The organism is Neobacillus sp. SAB-20_R2A (assembly GCF_049568635.1).
In the GTDB taxonomy this organism is placed as follows: domain Bacteria; phylum Bacillota; class Bacilli; order Bacillales; family Cytobacillaceae; genus Neobacillus; species Neobacillus citreus.
In genome coordinates, this window is record NZ_CP145895.1 from 729,003 (window position 1) to 753,467 (window position 24,465).

Consider the following 24,465-nt stretch of genomic DNA (forward strand, 5'->3'; position numbering starts at 1 on the left):
TATATATCCAAAAAAGTATAGTCTTCTCATTTCGAGAAGACTATTTTTCTTGGATTAATTGCTCAACTGCTGGAACATCCGCCGGTGCCCATTTGAGTGAATCTAGGTTTTCTCGTTTTAACCAGATTAACTTTGAATGCTCACTTGGAGTCGGTGTTCCCTCAACCACTCTACATTTAATAGAGATTAAATTAATAATAAATGAGTCGTATTCATGGGTGTTGTCATTAAAAACTTCATTAAATGTCTCAATCTTACAGCCTAACTCTTCATCAATTTCTCTTTTGAGAGCTGAATAAATGTCCTCATTTGCTTCCACTTTTCCACCAGGAAACTCCCACCTATTTGGAATCGACATTACTGGAGATCTAAGAGCACAGAGAATTTCTTGTTGGTCGTTTTCGATAATAGCTGCAACCACTTTTACAAGCTTTTTCAAGATAACCCTCCTATACAATTCACTAGGCATTATAATAACACTTTTGGTGGATAGATGCTGCACTGGGAAGGGGCAAAATTGGCGCTTGTGGATTTAAATGAAGATGCGCTAAAAAAAGCCTCTGAACAAGTGGATGCAAGTGATATCTTATTAGTTCCTGCGGATGTTACAAAAGAAGACCAGGTAAAAAACTATGTTGATAAAACCGTTGAAAAATTTGGCCGTATTGATGTATTTATTAACAATGCCGGTGTAAATGGAGCTAATGCAACAATCACAGAGCAAACGGAAAAAAACTTGCGATTTGTAATGGATGTTAACTTCTTTGGCGCTTATTACGGCTTAAAATACGTTCTTCCTGTCATGCAAGAACAAAAATCAGGTTCTGTTGTCAACACTGCTTCAAACGGTGGATGGCTTGGTGCTCGGGGAATGAGCGTTTATGTTGCATCGAAACATGCTGTTGTCGGACTTACAAAAACTGCCGCTTTAGAAATGGCGTCATATGGCGTACGCGTAAATGGTGTTGCTCCGGGCGCTACAAATACAGATATGATGCGTAGAATTGAAAAAAATGCAGTTGGAGAAGAACATGCTGAAGAAGCACAAAAAGCATTTGCTGCTGCTGTTCCAATGGGGCGTTATGCTACACCAGAAGAAATCGCAGATTTGATGGTATTCTTAGGTTCAGATAAATCTAGGTTCATTGATGGAACGATAGTTCGTATCGATGGCGGCATGTCTTCTAATTCAGCACAATAAGGCGACAAGCGGGACGGTTCTGTTGGTGTTTTTCCTACTTCAAAAAAGCCAGGAAAACCGTTCCCGTGTTCGTATTTAATAAACTTATGATAGGGTGCAAGGCATAAATGTAACAAAACATTCACAAGGAGTATTCATAAAAATGCAGAAGTACTCTGTATTATCGGAAAGGTTGTGAATGTATGAAAAGTCCAATGGCAGCTGTAATTGCGTATGAAGAGGATGGAATTTGTTTTAGGGTTTATAATGTGAGACACAGAGTTAAGGTTTATGCTCGAATGGGTAAAAAAACTGTTATCGAACATGGCGGTACACCATATGAAGCTGCTGAGAAAGCAAAAAGTAGATTAATGTTGAAGCAAGAATAGGCCTCCATTCATGGATGGTTGTATTAACTTGGATTTACCCAGGTTTATAAATTAGAGATTTCAGGCTGCAAGTTTATCTAAATACTTGCGGCTTTTCTTTTTGATTTGGACTACGACCAAAGTCGTATAACGATTTAGTTCATAGCCTGATGTAATATTCTAACCCAAACTTTATAATGATTAATGAATAAAGGTTTGTTAAATAGTACGATACAAAGAGGAGTAAATGTTAAATGGAAAATAAGGGATTCAAAATATTGATTCATGCTAGTACTTGGTTTGCACCTATACTAGTTCCCATTATCACATATTTTATTATTTCAGATCGAGAAATTAAAAGCTTATCCTTACAGGAATTGGTATTTCATATTGTGATCGGTATTTTAATAACAGTGTCTGCTTTTTTTTCTTGGATATTAATCGGGATTCCATTCCTCATTATTTTTGGACTCATTGCTATAATAGCTCCGATTGTTGGAATTGTTAAAGCATTTAATGGGCGTCCTTTTCGATATCCTATTATTGGATCATGGTTTTGATTAAATCTAAATGAATCTAATCGTTTTAATGATGATGAATAGTGGTTTTAAATCACTTAATCTTCATAAACACCATACCACCGTAAATCATGCGAATGTTAGCTCTGCATTGTAGCAAAGTAGGGGAATAGTTCCCTTCAAAAAACAAGGAGGATTTTCATGGATAACAATCTGAATCAATCGTTCGAAATTGCAATTACGCGTGTTTTCGATGCCCCTCGCGAACTCGTATTTAAAGCATGGACAGAGCTCGGGCATTTCGCGAAATGGTGGGGACCAAAGGGGGTCACCCTCGAAATCGTTAAAATGGACGCTCGATCAGGTGGCGAGTTTTTAGGTATTCAGACATCTCCTGACGGAAATCAGGTTATGTGGGGGAAATTTGCATACCAAGAGGTTGCCGAACCTGAGAAAGTGGCTTATATCCGATCCTTTTCCGATGAGCAAGGCAATACGGTCCGAGCGCCTTTTAGCGTGAGCTGGCCTCTTGAAATTATGAATATCATAACGCTAGAAGATGACGAAGGTAAAACTGTTTTAAAACTGAAAGGTTGCCCTGTGAACGCTTCAGCTGAGGAACAAGAAACCTACAAAGGTATGGCTCCAAAGCTTCAACAAGATCTTGAGGGTACTTTAGATAAACTTGCCGACTATCTTGTTTCCCTGAATTAGAAACCTTAATCACTTTGAATATTATGTTTCAGCTGGGAATGTTTGTTCAATAAAACAGCAGCAGTCTAGGACCTTATTTTCTTGTCCATGGCTGCTGCTGTTTCGTTTATCGCGTCAGTCTAATAATTTGTTTTCTCATGACTGCTTGGACATAAAAAAGCATCCACCACTCAATTATATGCCCAACAACGGGGTGTGCTGCGCAGAGAATTGTATCGCAGGTATTTCTAGGTGTAAGAGTGGGGTTGGCACTTGGTGACAGCTTCACTGGTACTCCATTAATAGCATTTATTAATTGTCAAATACAACATTTATGTAAAAAATAGCTTCAAGTACATAGGGGTATTTTATTATCAAGGGCAATTGATGAATTAGCGATTCCAAAACGAGGGGGAGGCAGGAATGTGATATGGGGAAAGTATTATCGGGTGACTACAGCGGATGTTCAATAAAAGCTAATAAAAAGAGTTTAAAGATTGAGGATGTACCAGTGAGCACACTCTTAAATAAGCGTACTATCATGAAGCTTGAAGTGATAAGCAAAGTAGGTCACAACACGAATGTAAGAGTTCAATACATCAACAATCGATATGAACAAGAAAGCATTCTGCAACTGACTGAAAAGGAATACGAGACTCTTATCGCAGCCATTAAGGAACAAACGGAAAAGCCCGTTGTTGTAAAAACAAAGCCAATGGTCAATGCATATGCGAAGAAGGCCAGCAAAGTGAAAAGTACCCTAAAATGCCAGCACTGCCAAGAAGAAAAGCCTCGTGATCAATTCACAATTGTAAATGTTAGACCTTCAGCTTACTGCAACAGTTGTAATGAAGAATTTGCTCGACAGCGCGAAGAGCGTTTGTTGAAAAATGGTGAAACCGCACTCTGGAGGTTGGTCGGCTTTGAATCTAAGGCTGACTATATCGCCAATAGAAGAGATCGATATGTGAAGTGGAATGATGGTTACGAAATATTAACTTCAGGAAAGTGGAGAACGATGATTAATGATGAACCGTCTACTTATAGGTGGAAAGGGAGGGTGTTTCGAACTAACGGTGGGTGGATGGCTACAAGCAGGAACGGAATGGTCAGAGTCACAGCTAAAACACGTGAGGATGCCGTAGATAAACTGATGGATGAGATTTATAGCGGAGCATTGAGTCGAACTACACCAAAGCCAAAGCCAATAAAAAACACACATGCTTCTCCCAAACCTAAGAAGTCAGGGTTCTGGGCAGCTATCAAATCCGTATTAGGATTAAAAGGAAGTAACTAACAGCCTGCATGGCTGTTTTTTGTTGAAGCACAACGTTGAATTGTTTATCATAATAAAGTAGTGAGCTCAATGGATTTTTCTGTATATTGCCACTTCTTACAAAAAATGTTATGATTAAAAAGAATTATTTTTGTTCGGTGTAAAGGATTTGTAACTTTTCATCTTGATGATCACTGAGAGCAAGGATAGTATTACATTGTGTGTGTTTACACACTAGGAGGCAATACAAATGGAACAAGGTAAAGTAAAATGGTTTAATGGCGAAAAAGGCTTCGGATTCATCGAACGTCAAGGTGGAGAAGATGTATTCGTTCATTTCTCAGCGATTCAAGGCGAAGGTTACAAAACTTTAGAAGAAGGTCAAGCAGTGACTTTTGATGTGGAGCAAGGTCAACGTGGACCTCAAGCTTCAAACGTACGTAAAACTGCTTAATTTTACAAAACAAGGAAGGCAGGCTCTTTTATGGGGGTCTGCTTTTCTTTTTTCCTGTGAAACAAAGAACCCCCACTCGTAAAGGAGTAGGGGACATGAAAACAGTAAATAAAATGGTAAACTAAGTGTAGCATATTATTAAGGATTAGCCTAATTTAATGAGAGTGGCTTATAAAATGACTCTTATTTTTATGAGATCCTTAAAGGATATTCTCTGCTTCGATTCTAATCGACTATCAAAGTGAGGATGTCCTAATTTCTTTTTAACTCTTTTAAAAACTCATTTAACTGCATCTTTTAACGCTTTACCTGGCTTGAAGGCAGGAACTTTTCCAGCAGCTATCTGAATTTCTTCTCCAGTTTGTGGGTTTCGCCCTGTACGCGCAGCCCGTTCACGAACCTCAAAGCTACCGAATCCAATCAATTGAACGTTGTCGCCATTTTTCAATGCTTCTGAAACGGTATTAAAAATGGCATCTACTGCTTTGGATGCTTCTTTTTGTGTAAGTTCTGCGGATGTAGCTACTTGATTAACTAATTCTGTTTTATTCATTTTTATAAACACTCCTTTATACAATCCGTATGGAACGTACCTTAGTTGTAACATAGCTTACATAAATTAACAACTGTCAGCCTTATTTTCTTTATTTATTGAACTTGGATATTAAACTAAAAAGTTAACACTTGAGTCCATGATCTTGTCTATCTCGTGCCGTTCGAGACGGTTAAGGCCGTCAGTAATTTCATCAAAGGTAATTTGTGAAATTCTTCCGATAAAAGAATCCCTCTATATTGAATACAGATAATTATGAAAATTTACTTTACCAGACAACTGTATCTTGATAAAGTAAAAGAGACGGCATTATTTAGTTGTTAAGCTTTTTATTAACGTGATACAAAAGCTAATTTCACTTTAATAGAGTTAGAAAAAATGCACCCTATAACATTGTTTTTTACTATTCCAATTCATTTTCCGTTTGTTGTAAGCGTTGTCAAAATTAAAAAGCAATTGTTTTCCGTTTGGAAAGGGGAAGGGGAACCAAAGATGGATCATACTATTCTTTTGAATCGCACTTGGGAGAGATTTGTGAAAGAAGATGTATTGGATTCGAGCAGAATTTCTAAACAAATTCTTGAATCTTGGTACAGATGTAAAGAGAGTAACGTAGATCCCTATTTAGTCAAAGGCAAGACAGTGTTGTTCGGTGACGAGTATTTCAGTAAAGTATCAGAAAATGAAACGTTATTAAAAATAGCCACTCCTTATATTCAATCCTTATGGCGGTCCATCAAAGATAAATCTAGAATTATTATGCTTACTGATGCTAACGGGTATGTTTTAAAGGTTATAAGAGATAGCATAATCGATCCGATCTGTAACCAATTAAACCTCATTGAGGGTGTAAAGTGGACCGAAAAGGAAGTCGGGACGAATGCCATTGGAACGGCACTGGCAATAGAGGAACCCATTCATGTCGTCGGGAAGGAACACTATTCACTCCTATCACAAAACTGGACTTGTTCAGCTGCACCGATTAAAAACTCGCGTGGTGAGTTAATTGGGGTTTTAGATATATCTAAGAACCAGCCATATTACGAATTCGATATTTATAGTCTCGCTGTTTCGACAGCATATGCCATTGAATCTGAGTGGAAGCTGCAGGAGCAAAGAGATCGGATCACCCTGGTAGAACAATTTCTGCAGTTTAAACAAAAGGGCAATGAACAAATGATGATCTCAGATATAAATGGTTATTTTGTTACCGCTAGTGATTCAATCATGAAAATCATAAGAGATGGTAATAACCCTCATGATTTTGAAGTGAAAAACCTAAAAGATTTTGGAATAAAAATTTTAACGAAGCAGCCTCTTTACTCAAAGGATCATCGATTAATTGGATTCAAACATTTTGTGAAGCATGTAAATGAGAATTCTAATCATTATTTATCTGCAGTAGAAAACTTTACATTTCTAGGAGAACAAGGAAATAGTATCGCTTTTAGAAAGATTCTAAGTGAGATGAAAAAAGCGGCAAAATCCAATGTTACGGTTTCTATTTATGGAGAAAGCGGAACAGGGAAAGAAGTGGTGGCTAAGTCGATTCATCTAAATAGCGACAGAAAAGACAAGCCCTTTGTTGCCGTTAATTGTGGAGCTATTCCAAAGGAATTATTAGAAAGTGAATTATTTGGTTATGTCGAAGGTGCTTTTACAGGGGCTAGAAAAAAAGGGTACGAAGGAAAATTTGTTCAGGCCAATAGAGGAACCATATTTTTAGATGAAATTGGAGAAATGCCATATTCCATGCAGATAGCCTTATTAAGAGTCCTTCAAGAGAAAGAAGTAGTACCAATTGGTGCGGAAAAGCCGATACCTGTTGATGTAAGAATTATCACAGCGACAAATAAAAATTTAGAAGAACTAGTTAGGCGTGGTGAATTTAGACAAGATTTATATTATCGTATCCACGTATTTGATCTTAAAATACCGCCCCTAAGTGAAAGGAAACAGGATATATCAGAGCTGGTTAAGTATTTTTTTAAGTCTAAAAATATAAATCTTACTATCTCATCAACTATTATGGATAAATTGACGACGTATTCTTGGCCAGGAAATATCAGGGAGTTATTTAATGTCTTGGAAAAAATGATGATCTTATCTGAAGGGAAATCTTTGAAGCTTTCACATTTGCCTTCTTATATTAAAGAAAGCCATGACAATCCCAGCACACCGATAGAACCTAAAGTAGAGTCAACAAATAAGTTAGAGGGGGGATTCTATTCAAACAATCATAAGCTTCAAAAGGAAAAAATGATAAAAGCTCTTCAGAGTACGAATGGCAATATAAAAGAAGCTGCCTCGTTAATTGGAATGCCTTTAAGTACGTTTTACCGTAAAATAAAAAAGTTTCATATATAATGAAAAATATGTTTCATAGCCAAAGTTAATACTGATAGTTTTTGATGATAAGACGATCCAAAAGGAAAAGGGCCAATCTGGCCCTTATCTAATTGTGCACAGAGTTAACTCATGAATAGGGGAGCCTATCCCCTTCGTATATCGGTTATTTTTTAAAAATAAGAGTTAAAGGTATTGCCTATATACGAACTTTAGCTATTTTGTGGTTCACTCTTGGCATAACCTCTTCTTGAAGTAATCTCATTGATTTTTTCCAAATATCGGGTGTCTCGCTATAATCGTAGCCTGTTACGAGTAAGGCCCCAAATCCGCCAACCGTTTCATAAAGATTGACGATTTTGTTTGCTACAGTTTCTGGAGAGCCAACAAACCAATTGTGTTTGGCAACGTATTCAGTAGTGATTTGTGATTCATCAACAGATTCTTCATGCTTGAATACAGATACTGCACGAAGGCTTCGGAAAAGGGGAATCCAATATTCGCTATGCTGTCTTCCCATCATTGAATTTAGTGATCCTTCAATTGCTTCCTCATCCGTATCTGCTACAAACACATCACGTGTAATCCTCCAGTCAGTTCTCGATGGAGTTCTGCCGCTTCTTTTTGCACCTTCCTCAACAGATTTCCAATGACCGGCTATATATTCATTGTTAGCTCCAAGACTCATTGGAATAAATCCTTTTTCACCAGCGGTTTTTAATGTTTCTGAACCAGGACTTAATCCGGTAACACCAATTGGCGGGTGTGGCTGTTGATAAGGATAAATATGGTAGCTTGCAAATGGATTGCCTTCAATTTTATTTGCCTTCCAGTAAGCTCCTTCAAATTGGAAAGGCTCTTTCTCATTCCAAAGTTTCAGCATGATTTCTAAAGCTTCTGCCATCATTGTTCGATTCTCGCCAATTGCAGCATCAACACCAAAAGTTTCACTATCTGTCAGCAGGCCTCCCGCTCCAACTCCCAGCATTAAACGTCCTTGTGAGAGATGATCAAGATACGCCACTCTATGAGCAAGCTCAACAGGGTGATGGTATGGCAGTAAATGAGCACCTGGTGCAAGTTTAATCTGCTTAGTTGACGTTAAAGCCTGAGCAATCATTAAATCCGGAGCTGGAATAGGTTCCCATGGTGCAGTAAAATGCTCTCCGATCCAAGCCTCTTGATATCCAAGAGTATCAGCATACTGAATCATCTCTAAATCCCATTGCGTTGCATCATATAAACTTCTTTCCGGTGGATGTGACGGCATTAAAAATAAACCTAACTTCATACATTCCTCTCCTTTTTAAATACATTTACACTTTAAATAATGCAAATTTTGTGCCAACTTAAAAAAAGGAGAAATGTGCTGATCCTATCCGCATTTTCAAAAAAATGTCAGTAAAATCATTACTAGAAATTTCTCATTTTTCTCATCGCAGCCATTAAATCTCAAATTCTATTCTATTTCTCAGCTTCTCACTTTTCTCACTTTTCTCAAGATGCATGGGGACGGTTCTTGTGCATCATTTCAGTCGTTTTCGGCTCCATGCACCCCATCATTGGAACCTGAAACGTCTCTGCAAAATTGAGGCAAGAGAACCGTCCCTATGCATCACAAAAAATTGACTCTAATGGAAAATGAATTTAACATAAACTAAAAAGTTAATGAACTGATGGGAGGCTGATAGGATGAAAAAGGTTGGAATTGTTGGAGGTATCGGGCCAGAAGCGACAGTAGATTACTACCAAACAATCATTTCTAAATTTCAAGAAAAGATAGGTAGTAAAGAAGAATTGCCGGAACTCTATATCAACAGCATTAATATGTACAAGATGTTCCGTTTGCTGATGAATGGACAGACAGAAGAGGTCATTCATTATTTAACGGATGCTGTTCAAAAATTAGAAAGTGCTGGTGCTGATTTTGTTGTCATGTGTGGAAACACTCCACATATTGTGTTTGACCAAATTCAGCAACAAGTCCAAGTTCCTATGATCAGTATTGTAGAAGAAACCTGTTTAAAAGCACAGGAATTGAGCTTAGAAAAGATTGGTCTAATTGGTACGAAGTTTACAATGGAAAATGATTTTTTCCAAAAGCCATTTGTATCTCATAACATTGAGATTGTCGTGCCAAATCAATCGGAACAGGAGTACATACATAGAAAAATTGTTGAGGAATTGGAAAATGGCATTGTCAACAAGGAAACAAAAGAAGGATTTTTTACCATCATCAATCAAATGATAAATCGAGACGGTATACAGGGGATCATATTGGGCTGCACAGAACTTCCTATGTTGATCAAAAATGAGGATTTAACGATCCATACTTTAAATACAGCGGAAATTCATATTAACAAGATTATAGATATCATTTTTGAGGATTAAAATTGGAATTATAGTTGGGCTATAAATAAGCAAAACTCGCCATAGTTCATTGAGGGCGAGTTTCTTTGTTATTGACAGTTTCTTCAATTAAAAACCAGGTACATCCACACATTTTCTAATCGCGTCCATGATTTTATCTACTGCATCCTCAATCTTAATCTGAACTTCTTCATTATATAGACCAAGTGATGAATAAGCCGCAGCGTAGAAGTCGGCGAACATATTTGCAGCTTTCTTTGGTATATAGTCAGATTCGGACCATTCTTCCGAAAGGTAATGAAGAACCTCAATAATTTGAACAACTTTTTCAGTCTGTAAACCATATCCCAATCGAAGAGAAATGAGCAGCCCGTCGTCTCCCAAAAGCAATTCTTCCAACGTATCCACATTCATTTTTATCACCTCATTGTGATGCATGGGGACGGTTCTTGTGCATCATTTTTAGTCGTTTTCAGCCAATACACCGAAGATAGAAACTGAACCGGCACCACAGAATGGGACAAGAGAACCGTCCCTGTGCTTCTTCAGGGAAAATCATAGGCCATTTGACTGATTTCACTGATACTTCTGACAAATTGTTTGCTATAATTATACTATAATTGGAAAATTTATGCTTTAAAGGAGCTGGGGAGATGGACGCAAAAACATTATGGGAGAAGCTTATTAAAAAAGCTAGAGTCTCAGAGTTCGAAACACATACTGTTCCGCAAAATAATAACACACCATTGTGGTTTCAAGTCGGAGTCCAAGGAAGCTATCTGGTAATAAGTAAAGCAAGGTCTAAAACCCCAAGTGTTAATCTATCACGTGACAGAAAGATTAACTTTAAAGATTTTGAGCTTGTTCATAGTTACTATGAACGTTGGAAAAATGGTGAAACGGGTATCCGGTATGAGGTCTCCAGAAAATCGCGGAATACTGCATATATTTTTGCATTGATTGACCATGCTTCAAAAACATTTGTTTAACAAAAAAATGAAGGTCAGGATGTGGAGCAAATGGCAGGCAATCATTCCGTTGCAATCCTCTTCACCCAACTCGGATTGAGGACTTTCAATTTAAAGATATTCAGGGGGAATTAATAATGGAGGCTGTTGTTCAAACGAAAATACCGGTGGAACTTCTCGGAAAGATAGTAGAAAAATTGGGAGATTCCCTTCCGTACTATTGTCGTGGAATTCGAATTACGGACAAATTAATTCAAGCTGCGATAGAAAGCTTAAACGAAGCACCTTCCAAAACATTGCCTCAAAATAGCCGAAATGCCGTAAAAAGCAAAACTCCTGAAGGGTTAGATTTTAGTATTAAAAATAAAATGGACTTTGATTTGAGAACGGCTAATATTATTTCAGATGTTTTGGCAGATGCCGGTATCGTAAAAATAACTCATATTCTTAATCCGAAATCAGGACGGAAAGTGAAGGCGACAGAATTAAAAGCAGAGTGGACCTGGTAAAAGGGGCTGGATGAATTTTTTACAAAGGAAAGGAAGTGTATAAAATGAACCATTATGAAGCTATCATACTAGCATTGGATGAATTAGGTGGGGAAGGGACAATCAAGGAAGTGGATGATTGGATCCATGCCAGGTATCCTAACACATGGAAAAGTGCGGGTACGGCACTTGCTGATATGGTCCCGAAGTCGCTAGGCGGGAATCATTCATCAAATGTGCTTGATGAATATCGTGTTCTGGAAAGGGTTTCGCCAGGGGCCTATCGTTTATTTTCAAAATAATCTTGGGATTAGTAAAACTATCCCAAGCACTGAATGCTCGGAGAATACTCCGGGTTATTTTTTATTACGATAGAATAGTGAACGCTAAAAGGATGCTCCAATGTGAAAATCTAGTGCTTCTTTTTCAACCAACTAACTAACACATAAATAATAAGCAGTAACGCCCCTATTTCAATCGCATGGTCGGCCAAGTTAAGAATTCCGCCAGAGCGAATGATAAAATCTGTCACCTGCCCAAACAAAAGTCGATCGATCCCATTTCCAATGGCTCCTCCGACTAGGAATCCAAAACTACAATCGATGAGAGCCCCCTTCATTTCTCCCGTTCTGCGAAAATATAAAACACCTATTACGAACAACACTGCCACAACTCCGAAGAGCCGTGCATTGCCTTGAAATAAGCCTCCTGCCATCCCGCTATTTTCGATATGTGTGAGGTGTATTCCCCACAATGTAAATGCTTCATTAATATCAATGTAGGTCCGAATTAGATATTTAGAAATCTGGTCCATCATAATAACAAGGATGGCAATTACATAAAAAAGCATATAATAGTCCTTCTCTCTTGCAGAATTCCCTGTATTCTAATCATCATTATAATTGGAAGCTTTTTTCTATTCTATTATAAAGGATCGTTATCAGTCTGATTTAATGATTGTCGAACTGATTCAATAAAAGCAAGGGCGTAACAATGTAGAGCCCAAATAAAAAGTGATGGATCAAGTCCATCACTTTTTTTGTTATGTAGTTATGCTAGTGCTTATTTACCAGCTACAGCATCCTTTAATTGCTTTCCAGGCTTAAATGCAGGTACTTTTCCACCTTGGATTTCAATTTCCTCTCCTGTTTGTGGGTTGCGTCCTTTACGAGCAGCACGTTCACGAACTTCGAAGTTACCGAAACCAATTAATTGGACTTTATCTCCATCTTTTAATGCTTGCGAAATAGAATTGAAAATTGCATCTACAGCTTTACTAGCATCTTTCTGGGTTAGTTCGGAAGTTTGAGCCACTTGACTCACAAGATCTGTTTTGTTCATTGATTACACTCCTTTAAAATACACTGATCCCTTAATGGGCGTACATCATTTTTACCACATCGTACATAAGTTCGCAAGTTATAACTATTTTGTATCTTGTTACTTTTTGCTAGAACATTACTTTAAAGTTTATTCTAATCAATTTTCTTAGCCATATCCTGCACATACAACTATAGGTGGTGCATCACTGCCTCTTGGTGCACACGTTGAAATCGAGATTGTAGCTAGAAGATAAAATTCAGGTAAAATTAAAAGAATTAGGGTCCCTTGCAAATCATTTCAAAAAATGTTATTCTAAATATGAATTATTTTTGTTCGGTGTAAAGGATAGTATTAGTAAAAACTTTTCGTCTTGATGATCACTGAGAGCAGGGATAGTAATACATTGTGTGTGTGAACACACTAGGAGGCAACAAACATGGAAAAAGGTAAAGTAAAATGGTTTAATGGCGAAAAAGGCTTCGGATTCATCGAGCGTGAAGGTGGAGAAGATGTATTCGTTCATTTCTCAGCTATCCAAGGCGAAGGGTACAAAACATTAGAAGAAGGTCAAGAAGTGACTTTTGATGTTGAGCAAGGTCAACGTGGAGCACAAGCAGCTAACGTTCGTAAAGCTTAATTATAATGCCAAACATGGACAGACTCTTTTTTAGAGTCTGTTTTTTATTTGTCTTAGAAAAACAAATAACCCCGCTCGGGTAACGAGCAGGGTACTTGAAAACAGTAAATCAAATGGTAAACCAAGTGTAGCATATAAATGGTGGATTACCTAATTTCTTTTTATTTTTTTACAAAGATCTGTTAGTTAACTAAATCAAAAAAGAGCATCAGTTGATGCTCTTTTTATCTATTAATCCATATTTGCAAGCATATTAAAATGTCATCCCGGCGATCTTTTCTATTTTCTTAACTTCCATATCAGAATGTAAAATTGCAATTTCCTCTTTCATCGGGCCGATAATCCCAACAATATTTTAATTTTTTTGGCCGATAGATTTAGCCTCTGCATTTTGGGAACCTGTTTGTGAGTATCCAAAAAGCAAACTTCCGATAAACATTAGCATTAATAATAGTTTAGTGTTTTTCTTAACGTTCATGTTTAACTCCCCCTAAGGCACCCCTTTTTATTGGGCTAACAGGACAATGCTGGATTTTTGTAGAATAAGATAAGAGGGGGGATAGGTTTTTGGTAATTAAGAATAAAAAGATTCTTTCTGTTGTTTTGGTAATCATAGTACTTATTCTAATAACCTTCATATTAAAAGCTACGAAGAAAGAGTATGGTAATGATGAAGAATCCATCTTAAAGGTGATCAGATCAATTGACGGATATAACTCTCGATCTATACAGATATTGGAAATTAAGGATATAAAAAAAGAACGGGTTGTTCCATTTTTACTAAATAATAATCCTGGTTATATTCAATTTACCAAGAATAATAGAGGGAACTATGAATGGAATCATATTGAGAAGAGGGAAAATCAGTCTTTCTCTTCGTTTCTGGTCCATCTCCAAGGTGAGGAGTTACCTAATTTAAAGTTTTTGTTCGTGACTAATGAACATAATGAGATTGCAAAAGTAGAATTAGACGTGAACGGTCAAGTCTTTAAACAGGAATTTAAAGTACACGAAAGTTCAGCAGCGTGGATCGATTTGCCTAAACATAAATCTGCGGAATATAAATATAAGTATTATGATGAAAATGGAAATTTAATCGACGAATAGGAAAAGGTTTATAGGCTTTATTTTTACAAAGGACATCATTGGTTCTTGAACGAAAGGGACAATATCGCAAAGGAAATAAATTAATAAGCCAAAAATAGGCGAGTTTTTGTACATTACTTGCGTTTTTGGCTTTATTAAAATAATTGTATTATACAATAATAGTAGCTTTAATTCTTAATATCAACGTACGGAAAGGGGAGAAATATTCATGTCAGCAACAGCTGAAACGAAAACAATAAAGAACTTTATCGGGGGAGAATGGGTCTCTTCTGTATCTGAAAAAACAGAGGCTGTCCCAAATCCGGCAACAGGTGAAACATTAGCGAACGTACCGCTGTCAATCCGTGAGGATCTTGATCGTGCTGTAGAAGTGGCGAAAGAAGCATATCAGTCCTGGAAAAATGTCGCTGTTCCTAAACGTGCCAGAATTCTATTCCGTTATCAGCAGCTTCTTGCTGATCACTGGGATGAGCTCGCCCGCTTGATTACGATGGAAAACGGAAAAAATTATGATGAGGCATACGGAGAGGTGCAGCGTGGAATCGAGTGCGTGGAATTTGCTGCAGGTGCCCCGACACTTATGATGGGTACTCAGCTTCCTGACATCGCAACAGGAATCGAGTCAGGAATGTACCGTTACCCAATTGGGGTTGTCGGCGGGATCACACCATTCAACTTCCCCATGATGGTTCCTTGCTGGATGTTCCCATTAGCGATTGCTTGCGGTAATACGTTCATTTTAAAACCTTCTGAGCGTACACCATTGCTTGCAAACCGCCTGGCTGAATTGTTCAAGGAAGCAGGACTTCCAGATGGCGTACTGAACGTAGTTCACGGTGCGCACGATATCGTTAACGGAATCCTTGAGCATCCAGATGTGAAAGCCATTTCCTTTGTTGGATCGCAACCAGTTGCAGAATATGTGTACAGAACAGCTGCTGCAAACGGAAAACGCGTTCAGGCTTTAGCTGGTGCGAAAAACCATACAATCGTTCTTCCTGATGCAGACCTAGATTTGACTGTTACAAATATTATCGGCGCAGCTTTCGGTTCTGCTGGTGAGCGCTGCATGGCTTGCTCGGTTGTGGTAGCCGTTGGGGATGTTGCGGATGAACTAGTCAGCCGCCTTGTGAAAGCATGTGAGGAAATGACAATCGGTAACGGCCTGGAAAAAGGCAACTTCCTCGGACCAGTGATCCGTGAGGCTCATAAGGACCGTACCGTTAAATACATCGAAATCGGTGAATCTGAAGGTGCCATTCTTGTTCGCGACGGACGTAAGGATAAGGCAGTAAATGGTGAAGGTTACTTTGTTGGACCAACTATTTTTGACAGCGTGAATCCTGATATGAAAATTTGGCAGGATGAAATTTTTGCACCTGTCCTATCCATTGTTCGTGCTGAAACTCTTACTGAAGCAATTGAAGTGGCAAACCAATCTGATTTCGCTAACGGCGCTTGCCTGTTCACGGACAGTGCGAAAGCAGTTCGTGAATTCCGTGAAAATATCGATGCGGGAATGCTTGGGGTCAATATGGGTGTCCCAGCTCCAATGGCCTTCTTCCCATTCTCTGGCTATAAAAAGTCATTCTACGGCGACCTGCATGCAAATGGTAGAGATGGTGTAGAATTCTATACTCGTAAAAAGATGCTTACGGCAAGATATTAATAGACTTCGGAGAAACTTTGAGTGGTGAGAGGGGACTGCGGACTCCTGCTATAATTAGCGGGAACTGTAGTCCCTTTTTGATTTTTCCTCGTGGGTAAGTTTTCTTTGTAATGCTTGTTACTTTTTGAGGGAAAATACAAGCCATCCGAACTAATCTCACTGCTATAATAATGATATAATTGGAAAATTTAAAGATCGCCGGTTCGGTAGCATAAAGCCTCTCTATGCGACTGAATGATTAAGAGATTGCGGGTTCGGTTTAATTTAAGAAGAATAAGTAGAAGCTGGAGTGAAATAATGGATATTCAAAAGATAATTTTAGACCTCATTCATAGCGGAATGATTGATTCAGATTCAATAGAATATGAAAAATTAAATGGGGGCACTGTTAGCAAGGTCTACCTGCTTCATAGTAACAACACGAAATATGTTGTTAAATTAAATGAACCAAAAATTATCGAATCAGAGGCAAATTTTCTTAATGCTTACAATGAATCAAATTTGTTACCTAAACTGCTGTTCGTGGAAAAATCATATAAGTACATAGTGTATTCATTCATAGAAGGGTCAACCAATTATGCTCGAAAAAACAAAAAGGATATGCTAAAGGCTCTAGTACAAAAACTTCTAAATCATTATAAGTCCGTTCCTGATAGGGGTTGGGGCTGGGCGGATGAACCAACAGATTCTTGGCAGAGTTTTCTTATGAACAATATAATTGAGGCAAATAAAATGATCGATTCCCGCTTAGATAGTAAGGATCATACCTTCGTTCTAAACCTCCTGGAAAAAATGAATACTGATAGAAAACCATACTTATTACACGGCGATTGTGGGGTCCATAATTTTATTTTTAATGACGGTCAGCTAAGTGGGGTCATTGACCCAACCCCGGTTATTGGCGATCCTCTTTATGATTTAATCTATGCCTTTTGCTCCTCTCCAGATGATTTAACGAAAGAAACCATAGATTCAGCACTAAGTGAATTGATGATAAAAAGTGAAAATGATTCATTTAAATATTTAGAAGTCATGATAGGTTTATATCTTAGGCTAGGTACTTGTATTAAGCACCATCCCCAAGATTTTGAGAAATATTTAAAAGCCTGGCATTACTGGAAGGACATTATTAAAAATACCTATTTTTAATTGATCTTCTTCTAATGGGTGCACTTCTTTAAAAATTCGCAGCCATTTCGGTGGTCTTTTTTTTAATGTGGCAGTTCAATAGCTTTTTCGCTTTGTACACAATTTCTAGGTTAAAGGGTTACCATTAATGGTAAAGACGTCCTAAAATATTTTTTATAATGTCCTAGATTTAGTGCTTATTATCTAAAAACCATAATATCTTTTTACGTAGATATCGTAAAAGGAGAGATATGATGGATCAATTTGATGTCATTATTATTGGCAGCGGCCATAATGCGTTAATAACGGCTGCCTATTTAACAAGGGCTGGGAGAAGTGTATTAGTTTTAGAAAAAAATGACCGTCCAGGAGGATTTTTGCGCACAGAAGAGCTGACACTGCCAGGTTTCAAACATGATGTTTATGCTGCTGCTCATCCGCTCTTTACAACCGGACCAGCGTACGCAGAGTTAAGAGAGGACTTAGAAGCACGCGGGCTTCGCTATTTAAATACAGACCTGCCGACTGGCGTTTCGATCGAAGACGGACGAACAGCGGTTCTTCCTTCTTCCTTTGAGGAGCTCATCGCTGAAGCAGAACGGTTAGCTCCTGGTGACGGCACAGTGCTGGCAGGCATGTTTGAACAGTTGAATCCTTATGTAAACGATGTTTTTGGGTTATTTAACAAGGATCTTTCCAGTCCAGAAGCTGCACCTATCATCCAGCGTTTACTTCATCAAGAGGGCGGCGTGGGTTATTCACCATTTGCAGCATCGCTCGTTTCAACGGCTCGTCATACGGTTAGTTCGCTTAAGTCACCTGTGACGAGGGCGATGCTTGCTTCCTGGGTTACTCACCTTGGCCGCACACCGGATGAGGTGGGAAGTGGAATTTGGGTGCCGCTCACCGTGATGGCATTGATGGGCGGTGGAATGCCAATACCGGAGGGAGGCAGTGAGAAGTTAGTTCAAGCATTAGCCCAACTGATCACGGATCAAGGCGGGGAAATTCTTACAGAGGTTCAGGTCGAGCGGATTTTAGTGGAAAATGGTAGAGCAGTTGGCGTAAGGACCCCAAAGGGGAAGAAATACCGTGCCAAACAGGCGGTCGTGGCCTCAACTACACCTGACCAGCTGTATCTCTCGCTATTAGCCGATACCGAAATATCACCGCCACTGCGCGCGCAAGCAAAACAATTTCGATACGGCAGAGGATGTGTACAAATTCATTTAGCTCTGAGTGAGCCGCCAAACTGGCCGGATAAGCGGTTTAACCGTGTCGGTCAGCCGCATCTAACAGATGGGCTAGATGGATTTACCTTAGCCATTGCCCAAGGCGCAGCTAATCTGCTTCCGTCAAATCCGACCTTTACCGTAGACTGTTCGACAAATCTTGATCCCACAAGGGCACCGTCAGGAAAGGCCATCATGCGTATTCAAGTGCTGGAAGTACCTATAAGGCCAAACGGGGATGCTGCAAATCTCATCGATGTGGGGGATGGGACATGGTCGCATGATTTGACAGAGCGTTTTACAGAACGTGTGCTAAACGTGGTCAGCAAGCATATACCAAACATCCCAAGCGCAGTCATTGGAAAATACGTGGTCACACCAGACACAATTGCTAAGTATAACCCGAATGCTGGCCCGGGGGATCCGTATGGTGGTGCACATGATTTAGGTCAGAGTTATCTTTTGAGACCATTACCAGGGCAGCCAGGTCATCAGACAGCCATTCCAAATGTGTATATGCTCGGGGCCGCAACTTGGCCCGGACATGGGGTAAATGGTGGATCGGGGTATATAGTGGCTCAGAAACTATTAACACAATAAGACATATTAACTTATGGAAAACAATCCGGAGCAAATTGCTCGTTTAATTGATTAAAACGTTTCATCAATTATCATAAAGGGGTCCCGATTCGGGATCTATTTTAAACGTGGGCGATACTCCAAGAAGGAGGTCGCTTTTTTTGTACAAGAAAGATCGTGAAATGTTGTACTTAAGCTATCGGGCAGTTTAGTTTAACAAGGAGAATCGTCAGTTATATGCGGACTTTTAACTCTAAGTAGAAAAAAGTTCCCCAACGACGCTTTGGGAACCTTTTTCTATTTTAAAATAAGGAAGGATTGATAAACTTTTATGAGTAATTTGTTTTTAACTTAAAAAGCTCGTTATGAGCAAGAATTTCTAACTTTGATTAGTAAATTTAAGAAAAATTTAATTAAGTATTTATTTAGTGGGGATAATATCAACAGTTATATAACTGGAGGTATTTTTATGGAAACTCATCATATTCGTTTAACTTCATCTGAAGTAGGTGGGCTATGGGGAAATTATATAGCGGATTCTATGTTCGTATGTGTTTATAAGTATTATTTAGCTAAAGTCGAAGATGCGGAAATCAAAAAAGTCCTAGAGCATGCTTTAGATTTGGCTCAACAGCATGTACAAGTTGTTACAAAAATATTTAAAGAAGAAGGTCATGCTGTCCCTCTTGGGTTTACTGAAAACGATGTTAATTTGGAATCTCCAAGGCTTTTTTCTGACGAGTTCTTTTTATTCTTTACTAAACATATGACGAAAGGGGCTTTAGTAACTTACGGTGCCATTTTGCCGCATACCTTTCGCAATGACATTAGGGAACACTTCATGTCTTGTATCTCTTCTACAATGGAATTATTTAATGATTCAACGAACGTACTTCTTTCCAAGGGAATAGACGTTAGGTCTCCTTATATTCCCTATCTACAAGAAGTGGATATGGTTGAAAAACAACATTTCTTAGCAGGTTGGTGGGGTAAACAGAGACCTCTAACAGCCGCGGAGATCACTCACCTTTACTCTAATATTCAAACTAACAACATGGGTACGGCAGTAATAACTGGTTTCGGACAAGTGGCAAAGAATAAGGATGTCCGAGATTATTTCAGAAGGGGTAAAGAAATTTCAAAGAAACAAATTGAAGTTTTTAGTAAATACTTACATGACAATGACCTCCCTGCACCTGTAACCTGGGATTCGCAAGTTCAGGATATAACGGAATCTCCTTTTTCCGATAAATTAATGTTGTATATGATTTCCATGATGACTGCTGCCGGTATGGGAAACTACGGAACTGCACTTTCCGCTAGTCCAAGACGCGACATTGCTTTTGATTATGTTCGATTACAAGGAGAAATTGGACTCTATGCAGAGGACGGTTTAAATCTTCAAATTAAGAATGCGTGGTTGGAAAGACCACCTCATGCAGCTGACAGAGATCAGTTAATGAAATAAAGAAGTCAAATTAAATAGCTGTTTAATAGTGAATTGCTTTTTACCTATATTCTTTTTAATTTTAAAAATTCTATAAAAAAGGTCAGACAAATGTGAATCCAAAAGAAAAATTGATATGGTGCATAGCTTTTCCTGGTTTCGGTCAATTACTAAACGGAAAGTATCTAAAAGGGATACTTTTTATTCTATTGGAATTTATCATTAATGTTCAATCCCATTTTAATCAGATTATTTACTTTAGTTTTAATGGGGAAATAGTTAAAGCTATTGAACATACCGAATACCAATGGATCATGTTTTATCCTTGTATTTACTTCTTTTCAATGTGGGATGCTTATAAGGATGCAGGTGGAGGTAAAGAACCATATTCTTATTTACCGTTTGTTATGTCTGCGTTTTTTGTTACTGTTGGACTTATTTATTCAGCGAGGATAAAGTTATTTGGAATATCGTTGGGAACAGTTTGGTTTCCGATGTTATGTGTAATTCCTGGAATTTTTGTAGGGGTTTTACTAAGAAAAATATTAAGAAATGAATATTGATATGTTTGCCTTATTTGAAATTTAGGATATTATTTGTACATTTTTTAAGAAGCATTATATCCATTTTTTAAATGTATAAGCAAAGATTGTTAACTAAACCACTTACTCTAACGGGTGCAAGAGTTGAAGATACAGCTGCCATTTTGGCGGCTTATCTTATTCGACTAACGGGGCAGGTTAGTTAAAGAATAAATTTGAGGAAGGAATATACATATTGACATTTTTAATTAAGTTGAAATATCTTCCCCGTATTAAAAATATATCGAATGTTTATAATGCCTTTGGAAATATTAAGGAATATATGAAATGGTTGTAAAAGGCAAGGAGTGAGAAGAAATGACTTCCAAAAGGCACATAGTATTCAATATTACTTTAATATTGCTTCCTTGGTTTTCGGTATTATTTTTAGGAAAGCGTAGTATAAAACGTTTTTCACTAGCAGGGCTAATAATTGTACTATTTGAAATGATAACTCAGATGATTGGTCAAAAGCGTAATTGGTGGGTGTTTTTTGATAAACCAAAATCATTTTTAAGATATTTAGTGCCGTTTAGCATTGGACCGTATATGCCGATGTCAATGTGGATGCTAAAATTATCATATGGTAATCTCAAAAAATTTCTATTGCTAAATGCAATTGCAGATGGAGTTTTTGCCTTTCCAGGAGTTAAAATTCTAAAAAAACTTAAAATAGCGGATTTATATCGACTGAATGGACTTCAATTTTTTCTATATTTATTTTCTAAAGCATTATTATTGTATGGCGTTCAATACTTTGGTGTTGAGAAAAAAACAATACAAAAGTAAATATTATATAATATGTTATAGAAAAAAACCTTATAATTTCTGTTTTTGATTGTACATACATAATTTCTTAATGAAATAAAAATTGTGAAGGATTGTACTTAAACTTAAAGGGTAGCGTTGATCCAAGAAGGGTTAACGCTTCTTTTTGTTGAACTTTATTGAAGTAACGGGGGAGGTTAGTTAAAGGAGGATTTTCATAAATAGAAATTGAATATAAAACAATTCATCCTAAGTTTAGGGGGAAATGAAATGTGGAAAGAATTTGTTAATTCCATTTCGAAGGACCATCACTTTAAAGAACCTGCAACAAAGTTGGAGATTTCTCAAATTCAAAAAGAATTAAATATTGAATTACCAGAAGAATTAGTTGCCTTATTTAATGAAACAAACGGTGTGTTCGATAAATGGAATTGTCCTTTGGTTTGGTCAACTTCCCAGATTATTAAGGACAATCTATTTTTTAGAAATTTTGAAGATTATAGAGATATTTATATGCCATTTGATAATCTTTTCTTCTTTTCAGATGCAGGGAATGGCGATTTATTTTGTTATGCAATATTAAAGAACGGGACCATTGATAAAAATGATATTTATGTTTGGAATCACGAGGATGATAGTCGAACCTGGGTTGCAGCTTCATTAAAACATTTTATTGAAGGTTGGATTACTGGTAAGATTGGTGTTTAGATAGATTTATAAAATAAAGTTTGTGGAATCAGAGGTGTCATAATGGCAGCTCTTTCTTGTGGAACTAACGGGGCAGTTTAGTTCAATAAGGGTTGATTGTTTTTCCCCAATACAATAAGTTAAGTATGAGGTGGACGAAGTGGAGTTTAATGAATTTTTATTGATTGTTGAAAAAATCAAAGCAAAGAATCCAATATGGTTTGAATTAGAAACTGCCCCAATTGGGAATGATACTCAAATTGCTAACGTTGAAAAACAACTTTCAATTAGCCTACCAAAAGAATATAAACTTTTTGTTAAGATGTTTGGTGGCGGATATTTCGCTTTCACCAAAATATTTTCAGTTAGTAACGGGGAATGGAACATAATCCAACAAAATAAACAAATTAATCTTATAAATTCGCATAATTTTATTGCTGTTTCTGATAATGAAGTTGGTGATTTTTACGGATTTAAGATTGAAAATGGCATATGTAGTCCAAAAGTAAAATTCTATAACCACGAAATAAATATGATAGAGGAAACACGGTTTGAAGATTTATACCAATATTTATTAAAAGTTGGACTTCAACAAGGTTAACGTAGCAAATCTTATTGAACTAACGGGGTGCGTTAATCCAAGAAGGATTAACGCTTCTTTATGTTGAACTTTATTGAAGTAGTGGAGCAGTTTAATAAGGTTGATTTTTAATAAAGGTAGGTCCGATAGATGGATAAAAATAATAAATACGTTGAGATACAAAAATTAATTGCGGAAGCTGGTAGTGCAGTTGATTTTGCCGATTACGGAGATGGGATTTCTGAACAATGGATAATGAAAGCAGAAGAACGTCTAGGTTTTCAGCTTCCAAAGTCATATAAATGGTGGCTTAGAAACTATGGTGGTGGAGAAATCTATGGCGAGGAAATATTTAGTATTTATGAACAAGATTTTGATACCGTTGTCGGTGGAGATATTGTGTATCATTATGAATTAAACATAAAAAATAAAAATTACAGTAACGATAAAGTTGTAATTTGTGAAACAGATGAAAATGTTTTTTATTTTGATCTAAATAAAAGAAAAGACGAAAATGAATTACCAATCTATTCTTTGAATGATAATAAAAAATATGCAGATGATTTTATCGAATTTTTAAAAAAGAGGATTTCAGAAAATAAACAATAGAGAATCACCATAAAATTATTCATTTTTTACTAACAGAGCATTGAATAACGCTTTTTTGAAGAATTCCTTATAGAAAAAACGGGGGCAGCCTCCCTGTTATATGGCTAAGTTTGTGAACAAATGTACTTAAACTATAGGGTGCTATAGTTAAAGACCGGAGCTGCCATATTGGTGGCTTTTTCTTATTCAAATATCGGGGCAGTTTAGTTTAGAAAACATTTAAGTAATTTGTTAGAATTGGAACAACAGTAAAAAAATGGGGGTATATTTTATGGCAACAATTGAGGATTTTTTGAAATTGGATATCCGTGTTGGTACTGTTATTAAAGCAGACCTTTTCCCGGAAGCACGAAAACCTGCAATAAAATTAGAAATTGATTTTGGGGAAATTGGCATTAAACATTCCTCGGCTCAAATTACACGAAGATATAAACCTGAACAACTTATTGGTAGTCAAGTGGTGGCAGTAGTAAACTTTCCTCCAAGACGTATTGCAGGTTTTAACTCTGAGGTATTGGTAATTGGAGGTGTCCCAGAAGAAGGTGATGTGGTACTTTTAAAGCCGGATGAACCTGTGAAAAATGGAACACCTATAGCGTAGAAATTCGAAAACAACCTAATTTTCTGTGTAGTTCTTGTTGGACTGAACGGGGACAAGTGTTGAAGTTCCAGCCGTCATTTTGGCGGCTTTTCTTGTTCCGCTAACGTGGGAGTCTAGTTGAGTAACAAAGTAACGTTTTGAATATGGTAAAATATGTTAATAGTGCAAACTCGAACCTGTAAGGAGGTTTTTATATGAAAGGGAAATTAGTTTTGATCATAGGGTGTGCTGGTGCTTTAGCATTATCAACAAGAAAATGGGACAGGTTTCTTCTTTACTAAAGTAAAATGAAACCGAATATGA

Annotated in this window: 30 protein-coding genes; 23 read left to right on the forward strand and 7 right to left on the reverse strand. The window is 37.4% G+C overall.

Features of this window, described 5'->3' with window-relative positions; translation table 11 throughout:
- Nucleotides 1-40: 40 nt before the first annotated feature.
- Entirely contained in the window at nt 41-439 is a 399-nt protein-coding gene (locus V5M37_RS03550; RefSeq protein WP_423800781.1) for a (deoxy)nucleoside triphosphate pyrophosphohydrolase, read from the reverse strand.
- A 54-nt stretch (nt 440-493) separates the two neighbouring features.
- On the opposite strand from V5M37_RS03550, the gene V5M37_RS03555 reads away from it, so the two are divergent.
- From V5M37_RS03555 to V5M37_RS03580, 6 genes are all read left to right on the forward strand, one after another.
- The gene (locus V5M37_RS03555; protein WP_423800782.1) at nt 494-1,201 is read left to right on the forward strand and encodes an SDR family NAD(P)-dependent oxidoreductase; all 708 of its coding nucleotides are present in this window, start codon (nt 494-496) and stop codon (nt 1,199-1,201) included.
- Between the two features lie 182 nt (nt 1,202-1,383).
- Complete coding sequence (locus tag V5M37_RS03560; protein WP_423800783.1) at nt 1,384-1,569, forward strand: hypothetical protein; 186 nt, start codon at nt 1,384-1,386, stop codon at nt 1,567-1,569.
- A gap of 233 nt (nt 1,570-1,802) precedes the next feature.
- Nucleotides 1,803-2,108: a DUF4870 domain-containing protein gene (locus V5M37_RS03565; protein WP_423800784.1), complete on the forward strand. Its 306-nt coding sequence runs from the start codon at nt 1,803-1,805 to the stop codon at nt 2,106-2,108.
- Between the two features lie 159 nt (nt 2,109-2,267).
- A complete protein-coding gene (locus tag V5M37_RS03570; protein ID WP_423800785.1) occupies nt 2,268-2,780 on the forward strand; it encodes an SRPBCC family protein in 513 nt (170 codons plus the stop codon).
- Nucleotides 2,781-3,270: 490 nt separating this feature from the next.
- Nucleotides 3,271-4,056, forward strand: a complete 786-nt coding sequence (locus V5M37_RS03575; protein WP_423800786.1) for a hypothetical protein — start codon at nt 3,271-3,273, stop codon at nt 4,054-4,056.
- A gap of 229 nt (nt 4,057-4,285) precedes the next feature.
- Nucleotides 4,286-4,489 (forward strand): cold-shock protein, encoded by a 204-nt coding sequence (locus tag V5M37_RS03580; RefSeq protein WP_213146185.1) that lies wholly within the window; start codon nt 4,286-4,288, stop codon nt 4,487-4,489.
- A gap of 280 nt (nt 4,490-4,769) precedes the next feature.
- On the opposite strand, the gene V5M37_RS03585 is transcribed toward V5M37_RS03580, so the two are convergent.
- Nucleotides 4,770-5,042, reverse strand: a complete 273-nt coding sequence (locus tag V5M37_RS03585) for an HU family DNA-binding protein (protein ID WP_213118585.1) — start codon at nt 5,040-5,042, stop codon at nt 4,770-4,772.
- A gap of 492 nt (nt 5,043-5,534) precedes the next feature.
- On the opposite strand from V5M37_RS03585, the gene V5M37_RS03590 reads away from it, so the two are divergent.
- The gene (locus tag V5M37_RS03590; RefSeq protein ID WP_423800787.1) at nt 5,535-7,409 is read left to right on the forward strand and encodes a sigma-54-dependent Fis family transcriptional regulator; all 1,875 of its coding nucleotides are present in this window, start codon (nt 5,535-5,537) and stop codon (nt 7,407-7,409) included.
- A 178-nt stretch (nt 7,410-7,587) separates the two neighbouring features.
- Here V5M37_RS03590 and V5M37_RS03595 read toward each other — a convergent pair whose 3' ends face one another.
- Nucleotides 7,588-8,679 carry an LLM class flavin-dependent oxidoreductase gene (locus V5M37_RS03595; RefSeq protein WP_423800788.1) on the reverse strand — a complete coding sequence of 364 codons (1,092 nt, stop codon included), beginning with the start codon at nt 8,677-8,679 and terminating at the stop codon, nt 7,588-7,590.
- A 401-nt stretch (nt 8,680-9,080) separates the two neighbouring features.
- On the opposite strand from V5M37_RS03595, the gene V5M37_RS03600 reads away from it, so the two are divergent.
- A complete protein-coding gene (locus V5M37_RS03600) occupies nt 9,081-9,779 on the forward strand; it encodes an aspartate/glutamate racemase family protein (RefSeq protein ID WP_423800789.1) in 699 nt (232 codons plus the stop codon).
- Nucleotides 9,780-9,866: 87 nt separating this feature from the next.
- Here V5M37_RS03600 and V5M37_RS03605 read toward each other — a convergent pair whose 3' ends face one another.
- On the reverse strand, nt 9,867-10,172 hold the full coding sequence (locus V5M37_RS03605) for a hypothetical protein (protein WP_423800790.1): 306 nt from the start codon (nt 10,170-10,172) through the stop codon (nt 9,867-9,869).
- A gap of 239 nt (nt 10,173-10,411) precedes the next feature.
- Between V5M37_RS03605 and V5M37_RS03610 the strand changes: the two genes are divergently transcribed.
- The 3 genes from V5M37_RS03610 to V5M37_RS03620 all read left to right on the forward strand — a co-directional run bounded on the left by V5M37_RS03610 (nt 10,412) and on the right by V5M37_RS03620 (nt 11,516).
- Nucleotides 10,412-10,747 (forward strand): hypothetical protein, encoded by a 336-nt coding sequence (locus tag V5M37_RS03610; protein WP_423800791.1) that lies wholly within the window; start codon nt 10,412-10,414, stop codon nt 10,745-10,747.
- A 116-nt stretch (nt 10,748-10,863) separates the two neighbouring features.
- The gene (locus tag V5M37_RS03615; protein WP_423800792.1) at nt 10,864-11,235 is read left to right on the forward strand and encodes a hypothetical protein; all 372 of its coding nucleotides are present in this window, start codon (nt 10,864-10,866) and stop codon (nt 11,233-11,235) included.
- Nucleotides 11,236-11,279: 44 nt separating this feature from the next.
- On the forward strand, nt 11,280-11,516 hold the full coding sequence (locus V5M37_RS03620) for a hypothetical protein (RefSeq protein ID WP_423800793.1): 237 nt from the start codon (nt 11,280-11,282) through the stop codon (nt 11,514-11,516).
- A 110-nt stretch (nt 11,517-11,626) separates the two neighbouring features.
- Here the strand turns inward: V5M37_RS03620 and lspA are convergent, their stop codons facing one another.
- Entirely contained in the window at nt 11,627-12,064 is a 438-nt protein-coding gene (lspA, locus tag V5M37_RS03625; RefSeq protein ID WP_423800794.1) for a signal peptidase II, read from the reverse strand.
- A gap of 212 nt (nt 12,065-12,276) precedes the next feature.
- Nucleotides 12,277-12,555, reverse strand: coding sequence for an HU family DNA-binding protein (locus V5M37_RS03630; RefSeq protein WP_423800795.1), 279 nt, complete (start codon nt 12,553-12,555; stop codon nt 12,277-12,279).
- A gap of 418 nt (nt 12,556-12,973) precedes the next feature.
- On the opposite strand from V5M37_RS03630, the gene V5M37_RS03635 reads away from it, so the two are divergent.
- Nucleotides 12,974-13,174: a cold-shock protein gene (locus V5M37_RS03635; protein WP_027322326.1), complete on the forward strand. Its 201-nt coding sequence runs from the start codon at nt 12,974-12,976 to the stop codon at nt 13,172-13,174.
- Between the two features lie 355 nt (nt 13,175-13,529).
- Here V5M37_RS03635 and V5M37_RS03640 read toward each other — a convergent pair whose 3' ends face one another.
- Nucleotides 13,530-13,652 carry a hypothetical protein gene (locus V5M37_RS03640; protein ID WP_423800796.1) on the reverse strand — a complete coding sequence of 41 codons (123 nt, stop codon included), beginning with the start codon at nt 13,650-13,652 and terminating at the stop codon, nt 13,530-13,532.
- Between the two features lie 89 nt (nt 13,653-13,741).
- On the opposite strand from V5M37_RS03640, the gene V5M37_RS03645 reads away from it, so the two are divergent.
- From V5M37_RS03645 to csaA, 11 genes are all read left to right on the forward strand, one after another.
- Nucleotides 13,742-14,281: a hypothetical protein gene (locus V5M37_RS03645; RefSeq protein ID WP_423800797.1), complete on the forward strand. Its 540-nt coding sequence runs from the start codon at nt 13,742-13,744 to the stop codon at nt 14,279-14,281.
- A gap of 208 nt (nt 14,282-14,489) precedes the next feature.
- Nucleotides 14,490-15,950, forward strand: a complete 1,461-nt coding sequence (locus tag V5M37_RS03650) for a CoA-acylating methylmalonate-semialdehyde dehydrogenase (protein ID WP_423800798.1) — start codon at nt 14,490-14,492, stop codon at nt 15,948-15,950.
- A gap of 297 nt (nt 15,951-16,247) precedes the next feature.
- Nucleotides 16,248-17,099 carry an aminoglycoside phosphotransferase family protein gene (locus V5M37_RS03655; protein ID WP_423800799.1) on the forward strand — a complete coding sequence of 284 codons (852 nt, stop codon included), beginning with the start codon at nt 16,248-16,250 and terminating at the stop codon, nt 17,097-17,099.
- A 233-nt stretch (nt 17,100-17,332) separates the two neighbouring features.
- Nucleotides 17,333-18,910: a phytoene desaturase family protein gene (locus V5M37_RS03660; protein ID WP_423800800.1), complete on the forward strand. Its 1,578-nt coding sequence runs from the start codon at nt 17,333-17,335 to the stop codon at nt 18,908-18,910.
- A 448-nt stretch (nt 18,911-19,358) separates the two neighbouring features.
- A complete protein-coding gene (locus V5M37_RS03665; protein WP_423800801.1) occupies nt 19,359-20,357 on the forward strand; it encodes a DUF3231 family protein in 999 nt (332 codons plus the stop codon).
- 92 nt (nt 20,358-20,449) lie between these two features.
- On the forward strand, nt 20,450-20,899 hold the full coding sequence (locus V5M37_RS03670; protein ID WP_423800802.1) for a hypothetical protein: 450 nt from the start codon (nt 20,450-20,452) through the stop codon (nt 20,897-20,899).
- A 336-nt stretch (nt 20,900-21,235) separates the two neighbouring features.
- Entirely contained in the window at nt 21,236-21,706 is a 471-nt protein-coding gene (locus V5M37_RS03675) for a hypothetical protein (RefSeq protein WP_423800803.1), read from the forward strand.
- A gap of 249 nt (nt 21,707-21,955) precedes the next feature.
- Nucleotides 21,956-22,393 carry an SMI1/KNR4 family protein gene (locus tag V5M37_RS03680; RefSeq protein WP_423800804.1) on the forward strand — a complete coding sequence of 146 codons (438 nt, stop codon included), beginning with the start codon at nt 21,956-21,958 and terminating at the stop codon, nt 22,391-22,393.
- 139 nt (nt 22,394-22,532) lie between these two features.
- Nucleotides 22,533-22,973, forward strand: coding sequence for an SMI1/KNR4 family protein (locus V5M37_RS03685; RefSeq protein WP_423800805.1), 441 nt, complete (start codon nt 22,533-22,535; stop codon nt 22,971-22,973).
- 129 nt (nt 22,974-23,102) lie between these two features.
- Nucleotides 23,103-23,561 carry an SMI1/KNR4 family protein gene (locus tag V5M37_RS03690; RefSeq protein WP_423800806.1) on the forward strand — a complete coding sequence of 153 codons (459 nt, stop codon included), beginning with the start codon at nt 23,103-23,105 and terminating at the stop codon, nt 23,559-23,561.
- Nucleotides 23,562-23,832: 271 nt separating this feature from the next.
- A complete protein-coding gene (gene csaA, locus V5M37_RS03695) occupies nt 23,833-24,162 on the forward strand; it encodes a chaperone CsaA (protein WP_423800807.1) in 330 nt (109 codons plus the stop codon).
- The last annotated feature ends 303 nt before the right edge of the window (nt 24,163-24,465 follow it).

Excerpts from the sequence above, each read along its gene's own strand:
- V5M37_RS03555 (WP_423800782.1), top strand. The coding sequence starts at position 494 with ATGCTGCACTGGGAAGGGGCAAAATTGGCGCTTGTGGATTTAAATGAA.
- V5M37_RS03560 (WP_423800783.1), top strand. The coding sequence starts at position 1,384 with ATGAAAAGTCCAATGGCAGCTGTAATTGCGTATGAAGAGGATGGAATT.
- V5M37_RS03565 (WP_423800784.1), top strand. The coding sequence starts at position 1,803 with ATGGAAAATAAGGGATTCAAAATATTGATTCATGCTAGTACTTGGTTT.
- V5M37_RS03570 (WP_423800785.1), top strand. The coding sequence starts at position 2,268 with ATGGATAACAATCTGAATCAATCGTTCGAAATTGCAATTACGCGTGTT.
- V5M37_RS03580 (WP_213146185.1), top strand. The coding sequence starts at position 4,286 with ATGGAACAAGGTAAAGTAAAATGGTTTAATGGCGAAAAAGGCTTCGGA.
- V5M37_RS03585 (WP_213118585.1), bottom strand. The coding sequence starts at position 5,042 with ATGAATAAAACAGAATTAGTTAATCAAGTAGCTACATCCGCAGAACTT.
- V5M37_RS03590 (WP_423800787.1), top strand. The coding sequence starts at position 5,535 with ATGGATCATACTATTCTTTTGAATCGCACTTGGGAGAGATTTGTGAAA.
- V5M37_RS03595 (WP_423800788.1), bottom strand. The coding sequence starts at position 8,679 with ATGAAGTTAGGTTTATTTTTAATGCCGTCACATCCACCGGAAAGAAGT.
- V5M37_RS03600 (WP_423800789.1), top strand. The coding sequence starts at position 9,081 with ATGAAAAAGGTTGGAATTGTTGGAGGTATCGGGCCAGAAGCGACAGTA.
- V5M37_RS03605 (WP_423800790.1), bottom strand. The coding sequence starts at position 10,172 with ATGAATGTGGATACGTTGGAAGAATTGCTTTTGGGAGACGACGGGCTG.
- V5M37_RS03610 (WP_423800791.1), top strand. The coding sequence starts at position 10,412 with ATGGACGCAAAAACATTATGGGAGAAGCTTATTAAAAAAGCTAGAGTC.
- V5M37_RS03615 (WP_423800792.1), top strand. The coding sequence starts at position 10,864 with ATGGAGGCTGTTGTTCAAACGAAAATACCGGTGGAACTTCTCGGAAAG.
- V5M37_RS03620 (WP_423800793.1), top strand. The coding sequence starts at position 11,280 with ATGAACCATTATGAAGCTATCATACTAGCATTGGATGAATTAGGTGGG.
- lspA (WP_423800794.1), bottom strand. The coding sequence starts at position 12,064 with ATGCTTTTTTATGTAATTGCCATCCTTGTTATTATGATGGACCAGATT.
- V5M37_RS03630 (WP_423800795.1), bottom strand. The coding sequence starts at position 12,555 with ATGAACAAAACAGATCTTGTGAGTCAAGTGGCTCAAACTTCCGAACTA.
- V5M37_RS03635 (WP_027322326.1), top strand. The coding sequence starts at position 12,974 with ATGGAAAAAGGTAAAGTAAAATGGTTTAATGGCGAAAAAGGCTTCGGA.
- V5M37_RS03640 (WP_423800796.1), bottom strand. The coding sequence starts at position 13,652 with ATGAACGTTAAGAAAAACACTAAACTATTATTAATGCTAATGTTTATC.
- V5M37_RS03650 (WP_423800798.1), top strand. The coding sequence starts at position 14,490 with ATGTCAGCAACAGCTGAAACGAAAACAATAAAGAACTTTATCGGGGGA.
- V5M37_RS03655 (WP_423800799.1), top strand. The coding sequence starts at position 16,248 with ATGGATATTCAAAAGATAATTTTAGACCTCATTCATAGCGGAATGATT.
- V5M37_RS03660 (WP_423800800.1), top strand. The coding sequence starts at position 17,333 with ATGGATCAATTTGATGTCATTATTATTGGCAGCGGCCATAATGCGTTA.
- V5M37_RS03665 (WP_423800801.1), top strand. The coding sequence starts at position 19,359 with ATGGAAACTCATCATATTCGTTTAACTTCATCTGAAGTAGGTGGGCTA.
- V5M37_RS03675 (WP_423800803.1), top strand. The coding sequence starts at position 21,236 with ATGACTTCCAAAAGGCACATAGTATTCAATATTACTTTAATATTGCTT.
- V5M37_RS03680 (WP_423800804.1), top strand. The coding sequence starts at position 21,956 with ATGTGGAAAGAATTTGTTAATTCCATTTCGAAGGACCATCACTTTAAA.
- V5M37_RS03690 (WP_423800806.1), top strand. The coding sequence starts at position 23,103 with ATGGATAAAAATAATAAATACGTTGAGATACAAAAATTAATTGCGGAA.
- csaA (WP_423800807.1), top strand. The coding sequence starts at position 23,833 with ATGGCAACAATTGAGGATTTTTTGAAATTGGATATCCGTGTTGGTACT.